The sequence below is a fragment of the Mesorhizobium sp. LCM 4576 genome (genome assembly GCF_001854815.1).
GTDB lineage: Bacteria > Pseudomonadota > Alphaproteobacteria > Rhizobiales > Rhizobiaceae > Mesorhizobium > Mesorhizobium plurifarium.
Map to the genome: position 1 here is coordinate 1 of NZ_MDDT01000056.1, position 21,781 is coordinate 21,781.

Genomic DNA, 21,781 nt, shown 5'->3' on the forward strand with positions numbered 1-21,781 from the left:
GGGGCCTGCGTTCTTCTTGTATTCGTCAACCGCCCGGCTCAGAACCGCGGGTTCAATCTGGGCAATGCCCTTGCCGAAGTTCTGGCTAAGCCAGCTGTTGAAACGACCCAAAGTACTCCGATAGCTATTTAGCGTGTCTTTTCCGTACCTGCCTGTAGCTGCCCGWCATGCATCTTCGATCACCTGGTTCTCTTCGCTGACCGGGCGCGCTCTAGCTGTTGTGACAGTCTGTCCGGCATCGGCTTGCYGGAGCCTTCCMAATGCCACGTTGATGTCGCTCAGTAGTACGGCATCGTTGCCCGCAAAGTTCTTCGCCAGGCCGTCCAGCTGCCGATCATCTAGCCGGCCGGCGATCTGGGTCCGGTGGTTCTCGTCAAGCCATTTGCTGAACTTGCGCAGCGCCGTTATATCGCCCCTTACGGTTGTTTCTTTGAGGCTGCCCACGRCTTCTGCCCGGTATTGGGCGAAGAGTTCCTCATCGTCCTTCGTGCCGGGTCGAATAGTCAAAGCAGCCGTCACAGGCTGTCCGGCAGAATGTTGCCGGAGCCTTCCCAACGCCATCTTAAGTTGACCGAGTAGTACGGCATCGTTGCCCACAAAGTTCTTCGCCAGCGCGTCCAACCCCGGGTCCTCAATCCGGCCGTCGATTTGGCTCCGGTGGTTCTCGTCAAGCCATGTGCTGAACTTGCGCAGCGCCGTTATGTCGCGCGCGATCGACTTCTTGYTCACCTTTGTCGTAGCCTGGGCACCGTAGGCGGCAAAAAGCGCCTCGTCCGGGTGCTCGAGGCCGCGCTTGCGGCTACGCGTTTGCTGAACCAGGGAAGTCTGGTGTGGCGCCGCGGCCGGCATTGTATGGCGCGCGCCGGTCAAATCGCCTCCCATGGTCCCTTCTTCGAGGCCGGCAGCCTGGGCAAAGAGTTTCTCATCATCCTTGGTGACAGGTCGAACATTCGAAGCGGCCGTCCCAGGYTGTGTGACAGAAAGCTCCCGGAGCCTCTTCAGCGCCGGATTGATACGCGTGCTCTCGCGCTCCGCGAAGTCCTTCGCCAGCGCGTCCAATCCCGGGTCCGCAATTCGGCCGGCGATCTGCGTYCGATGGTTCTCGTCAAGCCATCTGCTGAACTTGCGCAGCGCCGCTAGATCGCCCCTCACGGTTGGTGCTTTGACGACGGCTTTTGCCCGGTATTGGGCGAAGAGTTCCTCATCGTCCTTCGTGCCGGGTCGAAAATTCGAAGCAGCCGTCACAGGCTGTCCGGCAAAATGCTGCCGGAGCCTTCCCAACGCCACGTTGGTGTCGCCCAGTAGTTTGGCATCGTTGCCCGCGAAGTCTTTCACCAGACCATCCAGCTGCTCGTCTTCGACCCGACCGTGGATTTGGCTCCGGTGGTTCTCGTCTAGCCATGTGCTGAACTTGCGCAGCGCCGTTATACCGCGAGCAATCGAGCCGTCACTCACCTTGGCTGTTTTATCCGCCTTGGCACGGTAGGCGGCAAAAAGCGCCTCGTCCGGGTGCTCGCGGCCGCGCTTGCGACTGCGCGTTTGCTGAACGACGGCAGCCTGGTGCGGCGCCGCGGTCGGCATTGTATGGCTTGCGCCGGTCAAATCGCCCTGTTGATTGGCCGCAGGCCGATATGCGTCCGCGATGACGTGAGGGAGGCTCACGCCATCGGGTGCGCTTCCAAAGCCCGTGGCGGGCAGGTTGACCCGCGGCGGCGGGATGGAACTCGAAGCTTCGCAACCGACCCCAATCGCTGCGCGGCTCCGCGGCTGATCGCCACTTTGCGCCGGTGAGTGGGCCACCCGCTCCGCATCCTGCCAGAACTGCGAAGCGAAACTTGCAGCCGCAAACGGCCCGGCGCGATCGGCGGCGGCAAAGAGCTCGTCCTGGTCAAAACTCTGCGCAGGTGAGTGAGCTGGTGGAGCAAAGGGCAACTGCGAACCGCTTTCCGCGTCCTCCTCTTGCAGCATGCTCGGTCCAACCGCATTTGCATTTGAGCCGGTCCGCCGCCTGGCGAGACGGCTGTTTGGAACGGCTGGCCGATGCTGGCCCGGCTGCAACGCGTTTAGATGCTCCTGAAAACCTGCCTGGTCGGTCTGCTGCTGCGAGCCTGCATCGTGTGTGCGGGCGAGATCTGAGACGCGGGATGGATTGACGTTGTTAAAGGGATCCATGCTATCTCCTTTTGCCTGTTCCGAGCAGCTCAAGCTGACCCCGGTGGCTGGAAACGTTTAGTTCGCGCATAAAGCCGCGGATAGGCCGCGAGATGATCCGTGAAACGATTGCGCGACCTGAGCCGCCCGGCTGAGTCGGAGCGTAGCTTGGCTGACCTGACAACAAGCTGACGCGCTATGAGAGCTCARCATCATCTGAGCGATGCTGAATCAGAAGTTGCGCCGGTCCGTGACATCATAATGTTTCACGATCCCCAGACGAGCTTAGTCATTCAGGCGAACTTGACGGCTACGGCTACGGAGCCCAGCCCGCGGCACAGCTCGCACAACGGCTGGGAGCCCGCCTGCAGCCGGYCCGCGTAACCCAGCAGCAGAACGGCTATGATTGCGGCGTCTTTGTGCTTGACGGCACCAGGGCGCTGGTCGGACGACTGGGGCAAAGGCCGCAGCCARCCAGGCTGCACCTCGACAACCTCGTCATCGATCGGCAGRCACTCCAACACCGRMTCGGTCATAGGGCTGGTACAGGAGTCGCGCTGCCCATCAACCAAGCTCCCTATCAGGCCMGAGCCGAGCTAATGGCTTCCTTCAGAAGCAGAGAGCGATCTGACGCGGGGCGTTGAGTCTCAGTGGCTACCATCAAAGCAGATCAGTGCTAGACGTCGTGTTCCGAGGCGAAGATCGGTGGYCGCCCCGCACCGCACGTATGGATGGCGAGCCATGCGAGAGTATAGCGAAGCATTTGTTGCTTCGGATGTAGCCATYACCGCAACCGGCTCCGACGCTGCGCTATTTGGTGCTGCGCGTCTTAGCCGGTTGCTCAACCCACGCCACATGACGTAACAGAAACGGTCGAGGCTCTAATCGCCACTGGATGACAACTCAGTGGCAGGTCAAGTGATCGCAAGCTTGCACCGAGCGAGTGCCCAGCCTACTTCACCTCCTCAAAAGCAGAACTCTATTCTTCGCGGAATGCGTGATTGATCTGATCAGACAGGGGCTTGAGAAAATAGGAAAGCGCTGTCCGCTGGCCCGCCTGGATCATCGCTTCGGCCGGCATGCCTGGGATCAATGTCAGATCCTTGATCTTCGTCAGTTCAAAACGCGGAACTGACRGGCGCACCAGATAGTAAGAAGTGCCGTTTTTTTCATTCGTCGTCAGATCGGCCGCTATCCAGCTTACATATCCGTTCAACTCCGGTGTGGTTCTCAAGTTGAAGGCCGACATCCGCAACACGGCTCGTTGACCAAGGCGTATCTGGTCGATGTCTTTCGGAGAGATCTGTACTTCTAGAAGAAGATCGTCGCCATCAGGCACAATCAGCATGATCGGATCGGCGGGTCTGATCACACCACCAACCGTATGGGCAGCAAGCTGTTCGATGATCCCTGAGTGCGGCGCGACGATATCGGTTCGCCKAAGCTCATCCTCAGCAGCTACCTTGYGTTCTAGGAATTCCTCCACTTGGGCCTGGACTTGTATGAGTTCCTTGCCGGCTTCCGTCTTGAGATCTTGATCAATCTGCAGGATTTGCAGACGAGTTTCGGCAATACGGCCCGCCGTCTGTGCCTGGTTCGCGATCATTTCACCGCGTTGACCGCTTAAGGTGGCAGCCTGCGACTTGAGGCTATTTATGCGTTGGTCCGGGACAATGCCTTGTTCGCGCAGCCTACTCAAAACAGCAATTTCATGTCCGAGAATGTCGATACCTTTCTCAAATGCAATCTGCTGCGCTTTGCGGCCCTCGATCTCATGCTTATATTGCGCGATCCGCTCGGCCAGCTGCGACTTTTCTCCTTCGCGGGATTGCCTGCGAAATTCGAATAACTTCCGCTCACTGAGTATTGCGGAGGCCGCCGACGAAATATCTCGACGCTTGAGCAGCCATTCCGGCAAGACGATCTCTGCCAGATCGTCACGCTCGGCTTCGAGCCGTGCTAGCCGGGATGCCAACTCATCGAGTCGCTTAATGATGATGGCTAGATTGGCGCGTGGCTGAGTGRCATCAAGTCGCATGACAACGTCGCCTGTCTTGACTCTATTGCCCTCACGCACGAGGATTTCTTTCACCACCCCACCGGTCGGGTGYTGCACTTTTTTTATGTATGAATCGACGACAAAGTGTCCGGACGCGACGACCGCACCAGACAGATTCGTCACTGAAGCCCAGGCTCCCGCTCCTCCGAGAACGGTGATGCTCAAAAAAAGTGCTGTCAGTAAGTTTCGGCGAATAGAACGGGAAGCGTCGGCTTTCGTGTCAATTTCAGACATCGCAATCCTCGAATCGGGGCAGCCTAGGTCTTTATGTGGACACAGCGCCCCTGGATGCAGACGCAATCCCCCGAGCAGATGCCTTCCCAACATCGGTCGCAGACACATCCTTGGATTCACTTCGTGGCGGCGTCRCTGCTCTTCTCTGCAAGACAGTGGAAAGCACTTCATCGCGCGGACCGAAGGCTCTTTGGCGCCCACCTTCGAGCAACAATATGCAATCGACGGCGGCGATGGCGCTGGGGCGATGTGCGACGACAACGGCAATGCCGTTGCGCACACGAACGGAATTGATCGCCTCGACCACGGYGATCTCGCCTTCCGCATCAAGATTGGCATTGGGTTCATCAAACACGACTAGGAAGGGATCGCGATAAAGAGCTCGGGCAAGACCGATACGCTGACGCTGCCCGGCGGAAAGTGCCGAGCCAGCTTCACCGATCTGAGTTTCATAGCCATGTTCAAATCTGAGGATCAGTTCGTGTGCACCCGCTGCCTTTGCCGCAGCCACGATAGCCTCAGAATCAGGATTGTCATCAAAACGACAGATGTTTTCGCCGATGGTTCCGTCAAACAATTCAACGCCCTGAGGCAAATAACCGAGATGGCGGCCCAATGCTTCTCGGTTCCATTGATCGAGGCTCGCGCCGTCGATGCAAACTTTTCCGGAGGAGGGCCCCCAGGCGCCGATGATGGCGCGCGCGAGAGTTGACTTGCCAGAACCCGATGGGCCGATAACCCCGAGTGCGCTTCCCGCTCGAACCGCAAACGCAACGCCTGCTACGGTGGGCTTCTTCTCGCCGGGTGGGACGATCATCACGCCTTCGACGCGCAGTTCGCGTTGAGGAGCGGGCAATGGCATGACCGAAGCGGTATGAGGCATCTTGGCCATGAGGTCCTTCAACCGTGCCCAACTTTGGTGCGCCAGAAGCAGAGTTTTCCAGCTTGAAATCGCCAAATCGACTGGAGCCAAGGCCCGGCCCATCATAATGGAGCTGGCAATCATCACCCCAGCGGTAGCTTCACGTGCGATGACGAGGTAGGCGGCAACGGCGAKGATCGCCGATTGCAGCATCATGCGTAGCGACTTTGAAATCCCGCCGAGCCCAGCTGCCACATCTCCGGCCTTACGATTGGCAGCAAGATATTTGGCATTCACCTTATGYCATCGGGCAGCGATCCGGCTTCCAAGGCCCAGAGCCTCTATGACCTCGGCATTGCGGCGCGCTGCTTCCAGTAGGCCGTTGCGGACCATGTTGTGGTTGACTGCATCACGTGTGGCCCGCCGGGAGCATGCGTTAGTTAGAGCCGTTAGGGAAACCAGGAGGACCGCCCCGACAAGCGCCGTCATACCGATCCAGAAGTGAAAAAGGAAGYAAATGCTGAGATAAAGCGGCATCCATGGCAGATCGAAGAACGCCGCGGGGCCGTTTCCGGCTAGAAACCCGCGAACGTTGTCGAGGTCGCGAAGCGGCTGCAAGCCATCGCCCGGTTTGTGTGTTAAGAGGGGCAAGCGAACAATTGCCTCATGAACGCGTCCGGAAAACTCCCCGTCGAAACGCTCGCCGATTCGCAGCAGTACGCGTGCGCGCAGAATGTCGAGCAGGGATTGGAATGCATAAAGTCCCGCAGTAAGCACGACGAGACCCAGCAACGTCGGTACGCTGCCGCTCGCCAGAACGCGGTCATACACCTGCAGCATGAACAGTGGCGAAGTCAGCGCAAGCAAGYTGATCACGCCACTGATTGAGAAAATTGCCCAAATGGTGGCCGTTAGGGCGAAAGGCCTCGAGGGCGACTGCTCTTTGCTCGCTGAGATTTTCAAGAAGAGACCCCTAAGAAAGGCCTTCGTTCATTAGCACCGTCGGGGCTCGGATCTGCCATTTTATAGGCACGTAGAACCGGCCTACGTCACGGCACTAACTCCTGACATACGGCGGATGCTCAGCGCGGGAATGCTTAGTCCTGGCGTCTTGGAGGAGACGAAAGTGAAGTAGGACCCAGTCAGATGCAACGCCTCGATGTCTGCCACACTGTTAACAGCGCTCAGTCGTCATCCTCCATGCGAGGTTTATTTCAACCGTAGCCGAAAAGATAATTAAGCCCTCTACGCCGAAGACTTTGTCGTTATCCGCCCCGCCGAAGGCTCGGTCGACGCCCMGACCGGCCGAGATGGAGTTTGAGCCAGCACGGTTGTCGATCCGAGCATTACCTTGGACAAATCTAAGATTAATTCGTCACCGCTACTGCCGTACGGGGTATTGGCTGCGGGCCTAGCTTCGATAGGCTTTGCCACCGCATATGCTCCTCGCGATTGGTTTCATAGCACTCTTGTGTCGCTGCTCGAATTTGTAAAATCGATTGATTGGATATCATGCATTCACTCCTTGGATGTCTTGGGTAGCGCGCCACATCACACCCTCGAAGCTGGATTGGCTCTACGCCCCGCTGCCCCGCAGGCTGACTGGAAACGAGTCGCAGTGCYTCAAGGGGTCGACCCGGATGCAACTGCGRYCAACCAGCGCGATCTCGATTCATGCCATGCCGTGCCGTGCCGGCAGGCGTTTCCCAATCTGCTCCGACGCTGGCCTTACAGGCACCAACGGCAGCACGGCTGGCACCTCTCAGCGGGAAAGCTCTACGCCAGCGAGACAGCTGATTCGTATGATCTGCGGCCCGCGCAACTTCCCTAACCGTCACGCTAGCGGGCCAATCAGCCATTGAACATTTCAATCGGTGACAGCAGCGTAATGCGTGCGCTTTGGGCCAAATCGGGTTGTCCGGGCCCCTTCTGTCGGATGGCTAAGCTTACCCTTGATCCTCCCAGATGCGTCCGCCGACGCCCCCGCTCGGCGCGATCTCGTCAATCCGCTTGAGATCAGTATCCGTCAGTATGAGTTCGGCAGCCGAAATGTTCTCCGCCACACGTTGCGGGTTGCGAGCCCCTGGGATCGGGACGATGTAGTCCTTTCGCGCTAGCAGCCAGGCCAAGGCAAGCTGAGAGAGGCTGATGCCTTTGGCYGTAGCGAGTGAGGTGAGCTCCTCCGCGATCTCCATGTTCTTGCCGAAATTYCCTGGCGCCCACCATCCGAGATTCTGCYGGAAGTCGTCGGCGGCGTAGTGATCGCGCGATCTTACCTGGCCGGTGAGGAACCCACGCGCCAGCGGTGAATATGCAACCAGGCCAATGCCCAATTCTTGAAGGACCGGYAGCAGCGGCTCCACATCCCTGGCGAAGATGGAGTACTGGTATTGCTGCACCGAGATGGGCGCGACAGCGCTGGCACGACGGATGGTGTCCTCGTCCGAGTTGGAGAGGCCGAGATACCTCACCTTGCCCGCCTGGACGAACTCCTGCATCACGCCCACGACGTCTTCGATCGGGATATTGGGGTCGGGGATGTGYTGGTAAAGCAGATCGATGGTCTCGACGCCCAGATTCCTGAGGCTAGAGTCCACGACCTGGCGGATGGTCTCCGGCCGAGAGTCGGGAGCATAGCTTTCGGTCAGGCCGAACTTGGTGGCGATCGTCACCTGGTTGCGGATCGGCCGCAGGGCAATGCCGAGCAGCTTCTCGCCTTCACCCCAGCCATACATGCGGGCAGTGTCGAAGTGGGTGACGCCCAGTTCATGAGCGCGCCGGATGGCCGCGATCGATTCCTTGTCGTCGCTGGGGCCGTAGCCGATGGCGGTGCCCATGGCACCGTAACCAATGGCACCGACTATGAGGCCGTGGCGGCCAAGCTTGCGCTGCTGCATCGTGAATGTCCTTTCCTGCTATGTCCCAGTGTCGCTTCTCACACGCGACCGAGCGATGCCCGATCCTGCCGGTCCATTGCCTAATCCTGCCGATCGCTTGACGTTTCCAGGTGAACCCGAGCAGATGGTCTCATGACAGATCTCGCCCAACTCAAAGCCATTGCCCTGCGCCATGCCGGCAGGCCGCAGTCGAAAATGCCGCGGGTCAGCGTAAGCACCTTCGACCGGCCCTCGGAGCCCGGCTGGTTGGTCTACGACCCGGTGGTCTGCTTCGTGCTGCAAGGGTCCAAGCAGGTCTTCATCGGCGACCAGGTGCTGGAGTACGGCGCCGGCTACTGCATGGTGGTGGCGGCCGAACTGGCTGCCATGGGGCAGATTAGCGAGGCTTCATCCGACCAGCCTTATGTTGCCCTTAACCTCTATATCGATCCGGAGGTGATCTCGACGCTGCTTCTGGAGATGGGCGGCATGCCGGAACCGCCGATGGACAAAGGGTTCGGATATAGCCCGGCAGGGCCGGCACTCATCGAGGCCTGGCGACGCTTTGCGGAACTTCTGGACCGACCAAGCGAAATTGCGGTCATGGCGCGTCACAGGGAGCACGAGCTCATGTTCCGCCTCCTCATGGGACCACAGGGGGCGCTGCTCCGACAGCTGGCCGGCACCGGCAGCCGCCTGTCGCATATCCGACGGGCAATGGCATGGATTCGCGAGCACTACGCGCAGCATCTGAGCATAGAGGCCATGGCGACCGTAGCCGGCATGAGCGTGTCGGCTTTCCATCGCCGCTTCAAGGCCATTACTGGATTGAGCCCGCTGCAGTACCAGAAGCACATCCGCCTGCATGACGCACGTCGRCGCCTGATAACGAAGCGCTCGGAAGCCGCGACGGTGGCCTACGCGGTCGGCTACGAAAGCGTCTCGCAGTTCAGCCGCGAGTACAAGCGRCTATTCGGCGCCCCACCCCGGCAGGATGCCGGGAGGCAAATCATCGTTGCTCCAGCGCCATAGATCCGGCCGAGCACAAGCAGGAACCCTCGTGGGGCGAGCGGAAAAGCTCACGGCGAGTTGTGCAGTTGCTTTGCCTTCTCCTCATGTAGCGCATGATGGGCGCCCAGATGATCCAGATCCTGGCCGCGCRCGAACGCGGAACGCAATATCGGCTCGCAGTCGCAATCAGCAAGGTCCTTTCCTCGATGCGAAATATYGCCGCCGTCGACGTGCTGATCGACATCGCGACATGCTGTGGATTCGATCCGGCCGAAGCCCGCGCGATTGCTCTGCGCGCGCCAAGATGAAGCCGCTCCGCCAACGCGCGGTGATCGACAAGTTTCCGGGCTAACCGCGAGTGTGGGACGCGCCGACGAAGAACCGCAGCAAAATGGCTACGCTCGTTTATCGATACCGCGCAAGAAATCGGCCGGGCATCCATACGGACACCCGACCGAGCTGCCTGAGCTGATAAGCCCATTCGCAATCCAGGAAGCGCCAAGCACYTTTCCGGATCTGCTCTCCAGGCTATTTCTTGATCGCTGCCGCGAGTTTTGCTCCACGATCCGGGCAGGGACGACGACCCACTTCACGATTGCCCGCAACCAATATCGTCATGGATCGAAACAATCACGCCGCCTTGATGGCTAGCACCGCATTGGTGCCCGCGAACGCAAAACTATTGGATAGGGTCACCTTGACTTTCCGCTCCCGTGCCACGTTGGGGGTAACGTCTAGATCGCAATCTGGATCTGGTTCCTCATAGTTAACGGTAGGCGGTACGATGCCATCCCGAATTGCCATCACGCAGGCGATCAGCTCCAGTGCACCCGAGGCCCCGAGGCAGTGGGCATGCACCGATTTGGTCGAGGATACCGACATTCGATAGGCGTGGTCGCCGAACGCTCGTTTGATTGCTGCGGTCTCTATCTGATCGTTTCGCTTAGTGYCGGTGCCGTGAGCGTTCAGGTAATCGACCTCCTCCGGKACCAGAGCCGCGTCGGCTAGACAAGCGCGGATCGCAGCCTCGGGACCGTCAATGGTCTGTGCCGCGATGTCGAAAGCGTCGGCCGAAAGGCCCGCACCGGCCAATTCCGCCAATATTTCAGCGCCTCTGGCGCGGGCATGGTCGTAACTTTCCAAGACTATCATGCCTGCGCCTTCGCCGAGAACAGCGCCCTGCCTGTTCGCGGAAAAAGGCCGGCAAGTGTCAGGCGATAGCACTCGCATAGCCTCCCACGATTTCACTACTCCCCAAATCAATGGCGCATCGGCGCCACCTGCCACCATCACATCAGCGCGGCCACACCTGATCTGGTCGACGGCGGAGGCAATGGCATGGTTAGAGGAGGAACAAGCCGAAGTGACGCCGTAGACGGGACCGCGCAGTCCAAGGTCCATGCTGACATGTCCAGCAGCAGCGCCCGGCATGACCTTGGGCGCGGTGAAGGCCCCGGTCCTCTTTCTGCCGTGGAGCAGCATAGCCCGGTAATCTTGCTCAATCGCCTCCCATCCGCAGACGCCCACGCCGACCGTCGCACCAAGGCGATAGCGGTTTGTGTCAGACGCGGTCAGCCCTGATTGCTGGACTGCTTCGCGAGCGGCAAGCACAGCAAGCACGCTGAACCGATCCATCGAAAGAATTTGCTTACGGTCGATCTCATGCTGAGGAAGATTGCGGATCGCGCATCCCGTGCGAGCGGTGATGTCGTGCAGGGAGGGACTGCTCAACACGCCGATTGCTGAACGGCCCTCGCACATGGCGGCCCAAATATCGGCAGCACAGCTGCCGAGCCCACAAATCCCGCCTATGCCGGTGATAACAACGCGCTTGTTCATCGTCAGTGCTCATCAAGCGCACGGACGGCCTCGACCACGCTGCCCACATTCTGCAAATTGCTCCAGGCGTCAGTGGTGTCCGATTCGATCTGGATCCCGTGTTTCTTCCCAAGATCAAACAGGATATCCGCCATTTCCAGCGAATGGATGCCCAAATCAGTCAGCTTTGTCTCAAGAGTGATCGGATTCGCATCCAGTTCRGCGTGCTCGAGGATCTCCGCCAGGATTTCATTCGTAAGCTGGTCAGTCATGCCTTTTAAGCTCCCGTCTGGCGGCTGACATGAATCTCGGTGACGCGAAAGAGATCAGCATTGTTGTGATGCAAAATTCGGCGCTATTAGGGAAATTGATATTTTGGATAAGAAGCATTCAAGAAATGGATGGGGGGGCGCATGCCCGAGGCGGACTCCGAACGATTTGTTTGCGACCGGCGTCAGGTTGGAATAGCCGTCCAGCGTCACCGGAATAYGCATTTCGAAGGGCGTCGTTCACAAATCCGTTTTCCTGTACATTGTGAGTGCTGGAATTTCAGGACGCCGGAAATAGTATCGCTAGTCGATCAGGGTACACGCAGTCATGTTCCGCTCTCGCTTGAGCCGCCTTTTCACCGGTCAGCGTAGCCTTATCGACGTCGTGATCGACCCGAATGCGCAGTGACCGACCAGCTTGCTCTCGATWCCGGCCATGCCGCGCAGGCAGGCGAGCCGWCCATCCCCGATACTGCTCCGTCGCTGGCCTCATAGGCACCGACGGCAGCAGGGATGGCTCCACTCAGCGGGGAGGCTTCTACGTCAGCGAAACGACTGGCTCGTATTGATCTGCGGCCCGCGCCGGGCAGGGAACCGGCAAGTGTCCAGTTGCGCCTCCTGGCGGAGATGACAGGCGGCCACTCGCGACAAAGAACGCCGCTGAAACGCTGAGCAGATCCAAAGTTGTGCAAATCATACCGCAGCCTTCGGCTATGTCGCCAGTCGAGACGCCTCCTCCAGCAAAATCTTCCGCATCCAGATGCTTGCCGGATCGCCATTCTGAAGCGCAGGCCACTGCAACGCCAGAGTGAACACCGGCAACGAGAGCGGAAGTTCGACGACGCGCAGCGGTAGCGTTTTTGCGAAGTGCTCAACCAGCCTCAAGGGCATTGTCCCAATGCGACTGGTGCCCGGTAGCATCAAAGGGATCATGCTGAATCCTTGCACGACCACCTCGGCCCGCCTCTTGAGGCCATGCTCGATCAAAAACCACTCGTCWATGGACGGCTTTTGCGAACGCCCAAATCTGGCCATTACGTGCCCCATCGACATATATTTCTCGAACGTGAACTTTCCCGACAGTTCCTTGTTTGTCCGACAGCCCACACAGGYGAGTGTATCGTCGAAAAGCCTCGCTTTTGGGTGCCCGTTTAACAGAAACAATTCAGGCAGTATCACAAAATCGGCGTCGCCGCGCCGGAAAAGTTCTTCCAGATCGTCAACGAGAGGCAGGAGTTCGAAGCTGACGAAAGGGGCTTCTCGTGCAACACGGTCAATGACCCTCTGAAAGAAAATGATCGTCATGTAATCGGAAAGCATGACCCTAAAACAGCGATCGGATTTCTGCGGGTTAAATTCCTCCCAGGAAATAATCGAGAGCTGTACATGCAGCAGCGCCTCGCGGACCGGCGAGGCGAGGGCCTCGGCTCGGGGTGTCGGGATGAGTTCACGGCCTCTCATTGTAAAAAGCTCATCACCAAAATAGCCGCGCAGCCGGGCGACAGCCGCGCTCATGGCTGGTTGGCTAAGGTGGATACTGCGAGCAGCCGCTGTGAGGTTACGCTCGGCCATCAAAGCGTCGAGCGCGACGAGGAGATTCAGATCAAGGCCCTTAAACCGCATTCCAATTCCAATCTGGCGCATGGATGCATGTCATCCAAGCAATAGATTTCACCAATGTCACGAGACGCCATATGTGAAAAGTGCCTTTATATGCAAATCAAATCGGGGAGGCAAAGTGAAGCAGCCGGGGAAGCTCATTAGCTCCGGAGATGTGCTGCAAGAGTCCTGCGCCATCCGGTGACTTTTCGTCGGCGCTTGATGGATTCGGGGCGGGTTCTCGACCAGATTTTGAGGGCGAAAGTGACGAACGACGCCATGTTGTGTGCGCCATGGCCTCTTTGGAGCCGCGATTGGTCGTCGTTGACAGACTACGCACCGCCGAGGCGACCTGCTTGGGCTCAGACGGGCTGAAGAGGTGAAGTATCTGGTGTCGTGGCGGCAGCGATCGTTAATTTCGGTGGGGTTTTRCACGCGTTGGGAGGTTCACTCGCCAGTTTCCGGCGACCGTTCTCGCGGGCACTCGCCTGCGCTCCCCCTTTCCGTATGGCGCCTCGACAAACCTCCCTCCCGCACAGAAGGCGCCTGGTTCCGACAGGGTCAGCCACCATTGGGCGCATAGTCAACGGCAATGGGCACACCGCCAGTAGGCGGCGCGAACCCCGACTAAGGTAATTGACGAAAATTATCGCTGCGCGGACAACCGGCACGAGTGCCCTCGTAGATAGCAGCGGCCAAAGCGCGGAGTTGGCCGGCGGTGCGTTTCAATCAAAATGAGGAAGCGAGCGGATTTGGAATCCGCGCTCAAGTAGAGCTGGGATTAGACGGGATACCGCCGTGACGGTCTGATCGCGCAGACCTGCACCAGATACGGCTACCAACTCGTCGGGAGGAAACCCGTCGTGCAAGCGGACGATTGCGCCGGGCTTCGCCGATTCCAGCACCGCATCGACGATCGTGTCCACCCCGGGGCAAGACCAGTCGCGCGGATCAACCGACCATTTGATAGCTGCCAGTTCAGCGATGGCGGACGCGGCAAAGACCTCTTCGGTCCAGCTCCCGTATGGGGCGCGCAAGTGCCGAACTGATGCTTGCGGGCAAGCCATCATAATAGCCGCATTAGCGTCAAATATTTCACGCTGCACTTCGTCGAACCCGCATCTAGACAGGTCCGGATGAGTCATCGTGTGGTTGCCTACCTCGTGCCCTTCCGCGACCATTCTTTGAATTAGCTCCGGCTGGCCCAAGGCATAGGTGCCAATGACGAAGAACGTCGCCGGGACCCGATGTTCGGCGAGCAGATTCAAGATCTGCGGTGTACAAAGCGGGTGAGGACCGTCGTCAAAAGTCAAATATATACTGCGGTGGCCGATGCAGGCGTCGCACTCACTGCGCACATCCCACAACCAGTCGGAATGTTTCATTGGCTCTGGTCCGTTCCGGTCGATTGTCGCTCCGGCCGGCCAATCGGACGTTGAACATTCAACCGGTGTGTCAGCGACAGCTGCRTTTTCCGTGCGCTTTGGGGCAAATCGGGCAGCGCGTTTTGAAGGGTTGACCCGACGTCGAATTGAGGCGCCAGCTTGTTCCAAACGCACCTGCTGAGGTGCGACTATAATTCGGTCACCAGCGGGTCGACGGCGCCAAACTTAGTGAAACGRCAAAGCCACGTGGTGCATGTTAGTTGTTGAGGTGATTGGACAAGAACTCGTTCAGAGCCGTTTTTCCCGGCCCCMGTTTGTACCTCGCTCAATCTGCGTTGAAGTCTGACCATGAATGCAGTTTTCAATCAGATCAGTCAAATTGATTGATTGGATAAATCCCATCCGTGCTGTGGATTCATATCCCCCTGGGGTCCAGTAAACCTCGGACCACAACGGGCGCTCCTGCGGCCCCGACACTCGAAGCCGCCTGTCGCATTTTCAGCGGGCAAGGCATGGATTCGCGAGCACAACGCACCATCGGCATCGTGGCTATGCCCTCGCTGCGGGRCTGAGCGTGTCGATTTCCACCGCCGGTTCAACGCGGTCTCGATCAAATCTGCTCTTCGCGCGCAGTCATATTGGCTGCGGGGAACCTGACGGCGCACAGCACCAACTTCGGCCAGCCGATCATGAGCGGTCAGGACCCTTGGAAGGCATAGCCCTGACATCCACCGAACGAATATTAGCGATCCAAACAATCGATTTTACCGATCAACGGCGGTGCTGCATTAGAAGCTCGAAATGAAGGGTATGGCTCAGGAAGGACGGCAAGTTTGAGAGAGCCCATCAGCGCTGGAACTCCGTCGTACGAGGTTCTGCCAGTTCAATTGGCTAGTATCGCGATCACCGACGGCCGCGTCTGAACTCGCACCAGATCACGCGGGCTCCAACGCGTGATGCGCGCCCTCGSGAAGTATCAGAAAAGGAGTCTTTGTATGCGCTCTCAGGTGCGGTGGAAGCTGTGCTGGGAAAACGAGTTGGAGCTTTCCGACCATGTCGAGCTCGCCGAATTCTTTCGAAGGACCTACGGACCGACCGGCGCCTTTAATGCCAAGCCGTTCGAAGGCAGCCGAAGTTGGGCCGGAGCTAGACCTGAGTTCCGTGCGATCGCGTATGACTCGAGCGGTATTGCGGCACACATAGGCTTGCTGCGCCGATTCATCAGAATCGATGGGGCTGATCTGCTAGTGGCYGAACTCGGATTGTACGGGATTCGTCGGGATCTCGAGGGGCTCGGACTCAGCAGTTCATTCCGCGTTCTGCTTCCCGTGTTGCGGGAACTCGGGGTTCCCTTCGGCTTTGGCACGGTTCGGCCAGCGTTKCATAAACACGTTGCAAGATTGGGACGAGGCGGTCTGCTGGTCGTCAAGTCGGGCATTCGCGTGCGCTCCACCCTTCACTTCGCGCTTCTCGACAAACCGCCCACGCGCATAGACGACGCACTCGTCGTTGTCGTGCCAGTTGGACGTCCGATCTCCGATTGGCCCGCCGGCGAGATGATTGATCGGAACGGAGCAGAGCTTTGAGCCACCTCGACTCTTTGTCCAAAGTGTACAGCGAGTGCGCAAACGGTGCCGGGCAACCTACCGTTTATTTGACGTTTGATGACGGCCCTCATCCGTTTTGCACACCGAAGGTGCTCGACGTGCTGGCGCAACACCGTGTGTCGGCGACTTTCTTCGTCATTGGCGCGTACGCGGCAGACCAGCCGGCACTAATCCAACGAATGATCACGGAAGGGCACGAGGTAGCTAACCATACGATGACTCACCCTGATCTGTCCGAGTGCGAACCCGGCGTAGTGCAGCGTGAGATCTTCGATGCGAACAGAGCCATCAAAGCGGCCTGCCCTCGAGCCTCGGTGCGGTACATGCGCGCTCCTTATGGCATCTGGACCGAACAAGTGATCGCCTCTGCGGCCAGCCTTGGGCTGTCGGCTGTTCACTGGTCGGCGGATCCGCGAGACTGGTTCAGTCCCGGTGTCGATGCAATCGTCGATGCAGTGCTGGCCTCCGTCCGGCCTGGCGCAATCGTGCTCTTGCACGACGGCTGCCCTCCTAGCGAGATGAAGCCGGGCAGTGACGCCGGGTTGCGAAGCCAAACCATCCTGGCCCTCTCGCGCATAATTCCAGCTTTGCACGACCGCGGCTTTGCAATGCGCTCRCTTTCCCAACAACACTAAACGAACCGAAGACCTCATGGACCTTCTTGGCACAGTCAGCACTGTCACCATCTCATGTTATGCGCTGCTCTCGACCACATATAAGAGCATGCAGGCCGCTTATGCCCGGCCGGCAAACGTTTCATCGGTCTCGGACAACTTAGCCAGTCCCCATCTTTGGCCGAGCGTGGACGTCATCATTCCTTGCTACAACGAGGACCCGCGCACACTCTTCGAGTGCCTCACGTCGGTTGCAAACCAGGACTACGCCGGAAAACTGCGAGTCTATGTTGTTGATGACGGTTCTGGGAATCGGGACGCCGTTCGTCCCGTTCACCAGAGCTTCTCGGGCCACCCGAACTTCATCTTCATTCTGCTCCCCAGAAATGCCGGAAAGCGCAAGGCACAGATCGCAGCGATACGCCGATCATCTGGAGATTTGGTGCTCAACGTCGACTCGGACACGATGCTAGCGTCCGATGTYGTCACAAAGCTTGCGCTGAAGATGCAGGATCCAGGGATCGGCGCAGCCATGGGTCAATTGACAGCCAGCAACCGGGGCGACACCTGGCTGACCCGGTTGATCGACATGGAGTACTGGCTGGCTTGCAACGAGGAACGCGCAGCGCAGGCTCGCTTCGGCGCCGTAATGTGCTGCTGCGGTCCGTGTGCCATGTACCGTCGATCCGCACTCCTTTTGCTGCTGGATCAGTATGAGACCCAAACATTTCGGGGAAAGCCAAGCGACTTCGGTGAAGATCGCCATCTTACGATCCTAATGCTGAAAGCAGGCCTTCGAACTGAGWACGTCCCGGACGCCATTGCGGCAACAGTCGTTCCAGATAGCCTGGGGGCTTATCTGCGCCAACAACTCCGGTGGGCACGCAGCACTTTCCGGGACACCTGGCTTGCACTGAATCTGCTACCGGGCCTCAACAGCTTTCTAACATTGGACGTGGTGGGACAGAATCTCGGGCCGCTACTACTCGCCATATCGGTGCTAACAGGCCTCGCGCAGTTCGTACTGATGGGCACCRTGCCCTGGTGGACAATCCTTATGATTGTATTCATGAGCATCGTTCGCTGCAGCGTGGTGGCGCTTCGTGCTCGCCAACTTCGATTTATAGGCTTCTCTGTCCACACATTCATCAACGTCTTTCTCTTGCTCCCCCTGAAAGCCTATGCGTTGTGTACGTTGAGCAACAGCGATTGGCTGTCGCGCAGCTTCGCTGCCACCGTGGCAGTTAAGGATGAGAAACAGGCTCCCGTCCAGAACCTGACCACTGAATCAAGCACTACAAAATTGTCGGCAGATGCGGTGCAGAATCGTATGCGCCATCTTGCACAGGATTGTTCGGTGCTGGTGACTTCCGACGAGTGATGGTTGCGCATCGAGGTAGACGATTTTGAAGTTGGACAATAATCATCGATTGTTGGATCGGGAATTGGCCGCAGACGATCCGTGGCTGCTCGATGCCAATCCGTTCGAGCGGGAGCGTCACACGCAAATGCTGCGGCTGTCGCTTTTGCAGGGATCCATCACAAATGCACTTGAAGTCGGGTGTGCGGGAGGCGCGTTCACGGAAAGGCTAGCGCCCCATTGCCAACGGCTTACAGTAATYGACGTCGTGCCGCGCGCGATTGATCGAACGCGCAGCCGGATGAAGGACCTACCGCACATCACCTGGGTAGTCTCCGATGTTCAACAGTTCTCGACTGAGGAACCGTTCGATCTGATCGTCGTGGCGGAGGTTCTCTATTACCTAAACGGCATAGCCGAGATGCGCGCTGCCATCAGCAACCTTGCGCGGATGCTTGCGCCAGGGGGACACCTGGTATTCGGATCGGCGCGTGATGCCACTTGCCGGCGCTGGGGTCACGCCGCTGGTGCCGAGACTGTCATGGCAATGCTGAACGAGACGTTGATCGCTGTCGACCACCTGCAGTGCCAGGGTGAGACCCCCAACCAAGACTGCTTGCTCGCCCGTTTTCGGAGTCCGGTTCGGCCTCCGGATCTGTCGAATTGCCTGCGTTAGACGAGGAAGCATTATGCGCATTTGTGGTATCAAGCTGACGCATGACGGCCCGGTCGCCCTTGTCGAGGACGGACAACTCGTCTTTTGCATTGAACAGGAGGAGCGGGACAATAACCGACGATATCTTGAGGACCGCGCGCCGGAAATATTCAGCCCCGGAACGCCGGATCCTTACATGTTGTTCGACCATCAGACATGGGCGGAATGGCGGGACAAGGTCCCCGCTGTCGTGCATCCCGAAGGTTCCGCCCGACTGCAGACCGTTTCCAGAACCTCTGAGCACAAGGTGGCCGAGCTACTCATCGAATATGAAAAACTCACGGGCATTCCGCTGCTTTGCAATACGAGTGCCGACCATGAACGTGGGTCCTTTCCGGGTGCTGCCGCAGCCTGCCGCTGGGGACAAATTGAACACATATGGTCCGATGGTATGCTGTTGACCAAAATTCCCGAAACTGAACTATCRCCGGTCGACGGCGCCCTTACGCTGGTTTGAGTGYGCGACCATGGTGGCAATCGACTTTGTCGGCGTGACGAAATCATATGGCAAAAGGGTCGTTGTCGACGGCATGTCATTCACCGTTGCACCGRGAGAGTGCTTAGGGCTGCTGGGGCCGAACGGCGCGGGCAAAAGCACGATTACACGGCTGCTCCTCGGTATGGCAACGCCTGACGCAGGCGAGATCACGGTGTTTGGCGTGCCAGTGCCGGCACGTGCCCGTTTGGYACGTGGACGCATCGGGGTGGTCCCGCAGTTCGACAACCTTGATCATAGRTTCACGGTACGTGAAAACTTGCTGGTGTTCGGGCGATACTTTGGCATGAGCAAACGCGAGGTTGAAGCGGTCAGCCCATCGCTGCTCGAGTTCGCCCGCCTCGAGAACAAGGCGGATGCGCGCGTCGCCGAACTGTCCGGCGGCATGAAGCGACGCCTGACGCTAGCCCGTGCGCTGATTAATGATCCGCAACTCTTGGTCATGGACGAGCCGACCACTGGCCTCGATCCACAGGCGCGCCACCTGATCTGGGAACGCCTGCGTTCCTTGTTGGCGCGGGGCAAAACGATACTTTTGACCACTCACTTCATGGAGGAAGCCGAGCGGTTGTGCGACCGGCTGTGTGTGCTCGAGCAGGGGCGCAAGATCGCCGAAGGGCGACCACACGCGTTGATCGACGAGCAGATCGGCTGCCAGGTGGTCGAAGTCTATGGCGGCAATCCACATGAACTGAGATCGCTGGTCAAGCCGTACGCGCAACGCATCGAGCTGAGCGGCGAAACCCTCTTTTGCTATGCGCCCGATCCCGAGCAGGTGCTCACGCAGCTGCGTGGGGTTGCTGGTCTGCGCCTTTTGMAGCGTCCGCCGAATCTCGAGGATGTCTTCTTGCGGCTGACCGGGCGCGAGATGAAGGACTGAACAATGACCGAAGGTTATTTGGCCGTTATGCCCGCCAATGCCTGGAATTGGGTTGCAGTGTGGCGCCGCAATTTTTTGGCTTGGAAGAAAATTGCCCTTGCGGCGGTTCTCGGAAACCTCGCTGAGCCGATGATCTCGTTGTTCGCTCTCGGCTTTGGCCTCGGGATAATGATAGGTCGTGTTGAAGGCACTTCGTACGTAGCTTTTCTGGCGGCTGGCATGGCCGCGGTAAGTGCGATGACCTCGGCGACCTACGAAACGATCTACTCGACTTTTGCTCGCATGGGAGGCGAACGCACCTGGGAAGCGATGCTGTGCACTCAGCTCACGCTCGGCGACATCGTACTTGGTGAACTAGCCTGGGCCGGCACCAAGTCTCTTCTGGCCGGTACGGCGATTACGCTAGTTGCTGCCACGCTCGGCTATGCCGCGTGGCCATCCCTTCTCTACGCGCTGCCAATCATCGCCCTAACCGGGCTTGCTTTCGCAAGTCTAGCCATGATCGTCGCGGCGCTTGCGCCCAACTACGACTGTCTCGTATTTTATCAAACGCTTGTTCTCACACCTATGCTGTTCCTGTCCGGGGCCGTCTTTCCGGTCAGCCAAATGCCAAGCGCATTTCAGCAGATATCGTCCCTCTTGCCTCTGGCACACTCGGTCGACCTGATCCGGTCAGTCATGCTTGGCCGTCCGGCTGAAAGCCTCGGCCTGCATGTTACGACACTTTGCATCTACGCGGTTTTGCCGTTCTTCTTGTCGGCGGCGCTGTTGCGACGGCGCCTGATGCGCTGATGCGGCTGCGTCGGTGCCGAGGCTTGGGCACTCGCCCCTGTCAGCGCAGACCATGGTGCTATCCCTCCGATTGTACGGTTTGCTTGAGTTCGAGCTAGTCCGACCGGTTGCGAAACGTCCTTGAGCGAGGCAGTCTCGAAGATCGCAATCAGGCATCTCGTCCGAAGCGCCACCCGAACTGCCGCGACTAATGCTGGTTAGGAACACACGCAATGACTGATAGCCACATACCGCCGCCTGCGCCATTCGTAATCCTGGCGATGCCAAGAACTGGCACGCATTACCTGGAAGAATTGCTGAATGCGCATCCGAGTGTGTTGAGCAACGGTGAACTGCTTAATCCATATGCCACGACTTGGCCTGATAAGCATCGTCTGCTTCRCAGCGATCGAGAGCTGCTTGAGCTTGCCTACTCGTRCTRTCCCGCGCAGAGCGACAAGAAGGCGACGCATGTGGGCTGCAAGGTCAACGAACCTCAAGTTCATGATCGCCCGGGTTTTTTTGCAGAGCTGACACGCTGGCCGGGCCTCAGAGTCATCCTGGTGGTCCGCGAAAATACCTTGGAATCGCTGCGGTCACTGGCACAGGCGAGACAAACGCGTCAATGGCTGAAGTTCAGGTCGGACAATGATGCTCCGCCGCCGCAAGTTAGATTATCGACCGCCGACTGCGAGGCATACTTCAAGGCTGCCGACGATTTTCACGCTCGGGTCGCGCGATCCTTCACGAAGAGCAATATGCTTGAAATCGAGTACGAGCGCCTTCTGCGCGAACCTGCCACATGCTTGGCAGCGATTTGGGACTTCCTAGGCGTTCCGGCGCTGCGATTTTCCAGTACGGCGACGCTTCAGCGCCAGGAAAAGCGACCGCTAGAGCAAACGATCGAGAATTTTCATGAGTTGCGCCGCCACTTCTCGCACGGGCCTTACGCGAGATTCTTTGACGTCGGCGAGAGGGGAAGGACAGTGGCGATCGACTGACAGTTTTATCGACAGATAAGAAACTCGCGCGAACACCGAAGGCCACCTATGCTGGGGACGGATGGAGCTATGA

General features: G+C 58.5%; 17 protein-coding genes and 3 pseudogenes. 11 read left to right on the forward strand and 9 right to left on the reverse strand.

What is annotated here, in order from left to right:
- From LCM4576_RS25665 to LCM4576_RS25685, 4 genes are all read right to left on the reverse strand, one after another.
- Positions 1 to 2,172: hypothetical protein (locus LCM4576_RS25665; protein ID WP_131803303.1), on the reverse strand; the 2,172-nt coding region annotated here is incomplete at its 3' end.
- A 958-nt stretch (positions 2,173 to 3,130) separates the two neighbouring features.
- Positions 3,131 to 4,444, reverse strand: coding sequence for an HlyD family type I secretion periplasmic adaptor subunit (locus LCM4576_RS25675; RefSeq protein ID WP_071035307.1), 1,314 nt, complete (start codon positions 4,442 to 4,444; stop codon positions 3,131 to 3,133).
- Positions 4,445 to 4,475: 31 nt separating this feature from the next.
- Positions 4,476 to 6,209 carry a type I secretion system permease/ATPase gene (locus tag LCM4576_RS25680; RefSeq protein ID WP_244510926.1) on the reverse strand — a complete coding sequence of 578 codons (1,734 nt, stop codon included), beginning with the start codon at positions 6,207 to 6,209 and terminating at the stop codon, positions 4,476 to 4,478.
- Positions 6,210 to 7,252: 1,043 nt separating this feature from the next.
- Positions 7,253 to 8,203 carry an aldo/keto reductase gene (locus LCM4576_RS25685; RefSeq protein WP_071035309.1) on the reverse strand — a complete coding sequence of 317 codons (951 nt, stop codon included), beginning with the start codon at positions 8,201 to 8,203 and terminating at the stop codon, positions 7,253 to 7,255.
- Positions 8,204 to 8,335: 132 nt separating this feature from the next.
- Here LCM4576_RS25685 and LCM4576_RS25690 point away from each other — a divergent pair, with 132 nt between their 5' ends.
- Entirely contained in the window at positions 8,336 to 9,214 is an 879-nt protein-coding gene (locus LCM4576_RS25690) for an AraC family transcriptional regulator (RefSeq protein WP_071035310.1), read from the forward strand.
- Between the two features lie 107 nt (positions 9,215 to 9,321).
- On the forward strand, positions 9,322 to 9,501 hold the full coding sequence (locus LCM4576_RS25695; RefSeq protein WP_131803304.1) for a hypothetical protein: 180 nt from the start codon (positions 9,322 to 9,324) through the stop codon (positions 9,499 to 9,501).
- A gap of 322 nt (positions 9,502 to 9,823) precedes the next feature.
- Here the strand turns inward: LCM4576_RS25695 and LCM4576_RS25700 are convergent, their stop codons facing one another.
- The 5 genes and pseudogenes from LCM4576_RS25700 to LCM4576_RS37815 form a co-directional block, all read right to left on the reverse strand.
- A complete protein-coding gene (locus LCM4576_RS25700) occupies positions 9,824 to 11,032 on the reverse strand; it encodes a beta-ketoacyl synthase (protein ID WP_071035312.1) in 1,209 nt (402 codons plus the stop codon).
- Between the two features lie 2 nt (positions 11,033 to 11,034).
- Positions 11,035 to 11,283, reverse strand: coding sequence for an acyl carrier protein (locus tag LCM4576_RS25705; RefSeq protein WP_040971408.1), 249 nt, complete (start codon positions 11,281 to 11,283; stop codon positions 11,035 to 11,037).
- 708 nt (positions 11,284 to 11,991) lie between these two features.
- Positions 11,992 to 12,903, reverse strand: coding sequence for a LysR family transcriptional regulator (locus tag LCM4576_RS25710; RefSeq protein ID WP_071035324.1), 912 nt, complete (start codon positions 12,901 to 12,903; stop codon positions 11,992 to 11,994).
- A gap of 701 nt (positions 12,904 to 13,604) precedes the next feature.
- Positions 13,605 to 14,264, reverse strand: coding sequence for a chitooligosaccharide deacetylase NodB (gene nodB, locus LCM4576_RS25715; protein ID WP_040971409.1), 660 nt, complete (start codon positions 14,262 to 14,264; stop codon positions 13,605 to 13,607).
- A gap of 15 nt (positions 14,265 to 14,279) precedes the next feature.
- Positions 14,280 to 14,438 (reverse strand): annotated as a pseudogene (locus LCM4576_RS37815) (hypothetical protein); the annotation flags it as partial.
- Positions 14,439 to 15,259: 821 nt separating this feature from the next.
- On the opposite strand from LCM4576_RS37815, the gene LCM4576_RS25720 reads away from it, so the two are divergent.
- The 9 genes and pseudogenes from LCM4576_RS25720 (at position 15,260) to LCM4576_RS25755 (ending at position 21,708) form a co-directional block, all read left to right on the forward strand.
- Positions 15,260 to 15,850 (forward strand): NodA family N-acyltransferase, encoded by a 591-nt coding sequence (locus LCM4576_RS25720; protein ID WP_071035325.1) that lies wholly within the window; start codon positions 15,260 to 15,262, stop codon positions 15,848 to 15,850.
- A complete protein-coding gene (gene nodB, locus LCM4576_RS25725; RefSeq protein ID WP_071035313.1) occupies positions 15,847 to 16,506 on the forward strand; it encodes a chitooligosaccharide deacetylase NodB in 660 nt (219 codons plus the stop codon). Before LCM4576_RS25720 ends, nodB (LCM4576_RS25725) begins: the two co-directional genes overlap by 4 nt.
- 16 nt (positions 16,507 to 16,522) lie before the next feature.
- Positions 16,523 to 17,866 carry a chitooligosaccharide synthase NodC gene (nodC, locus tag LCM4576_RS25730; protein WP_071035314.1) on the forward strand — a complete coding sequence of 448 codons (1,344 nt, stop codon included), beginning with the start codon at positions 16,523 to 16,525 and terminating at the stop codon, positions 17,864 to 17,866.
- 22 nt (positions 17,867 to 17,888) lie between these two features.
- A complete protein-coding gene (nodS, locus tag LCM4576_RS25735) occupies positions 17,889 to 18,521 on the forward strand; it encodes a nodulation methyltransferase NodS (protein WP_244510927.1) in 633 nt (210 codons plus the stop codon).
- A gap of 13 nt (positions 18,522 to 18,534) precedes the next feature.
- Positions 18,535 to 18,636 (forward strand): annotated as a pseudogene (locus LCM4576_RS37580) (carbamoyltransferase N-terminal domain-containing protein); the annotation flags it as partial.
- A gap of 9 nt (positions 18,637 to 18,645) precedes the next feature.
- Positions 18,646 to 19,017 (forward strand): annotated as a pseudogene (locus LCM4576_RS25740) (carbamoyltransferase C-terminal domain-containing protein); the annotation flags it as partial.
- 10 nt (positions 19,018 to 19,027) lie between these two features.
- Positions 19,028 to 19,936: a nodulation factor ABC transporter ATP-binding protein NodI gene (gene nodI, locus LCM4576_RS25745; protein WP_071035316.1), complete on the forward strand. Its 909-nt coding sequence runs from the start codon at positions 19,028 to 19,030 to the stop codon at positions 19,934 to 19,936.
- 3 nt (positions 19,937 to 19,939) lie between these two features.
- Positions 19,940 to 20,728: an ABC transporter permease gene (locus tag LCM4576_RS25750; protein ID WP_071035317.1), complete on the forward strand. Its 789-nt coding sequence runs from the start codon at positions 19,940 to 19,942 to the stop codon at positions 20,726 to 20,728.
- Positions 20,729 to 20,940: 212 nt separating this feature from the next.
- Positions 20,941 to 21,708, forward strand: a complete 768-nt coding sequence (locus tag LCM4576_RS25755; RefSeq protein WP_071035318.1) for a sulfotransferase — start codon at positions 20,941 to 20,943, stop codon at positions 21,706 to 21,708.
- Positions 21,709 to 21,781: the final 73 nt, after the last annotated feature.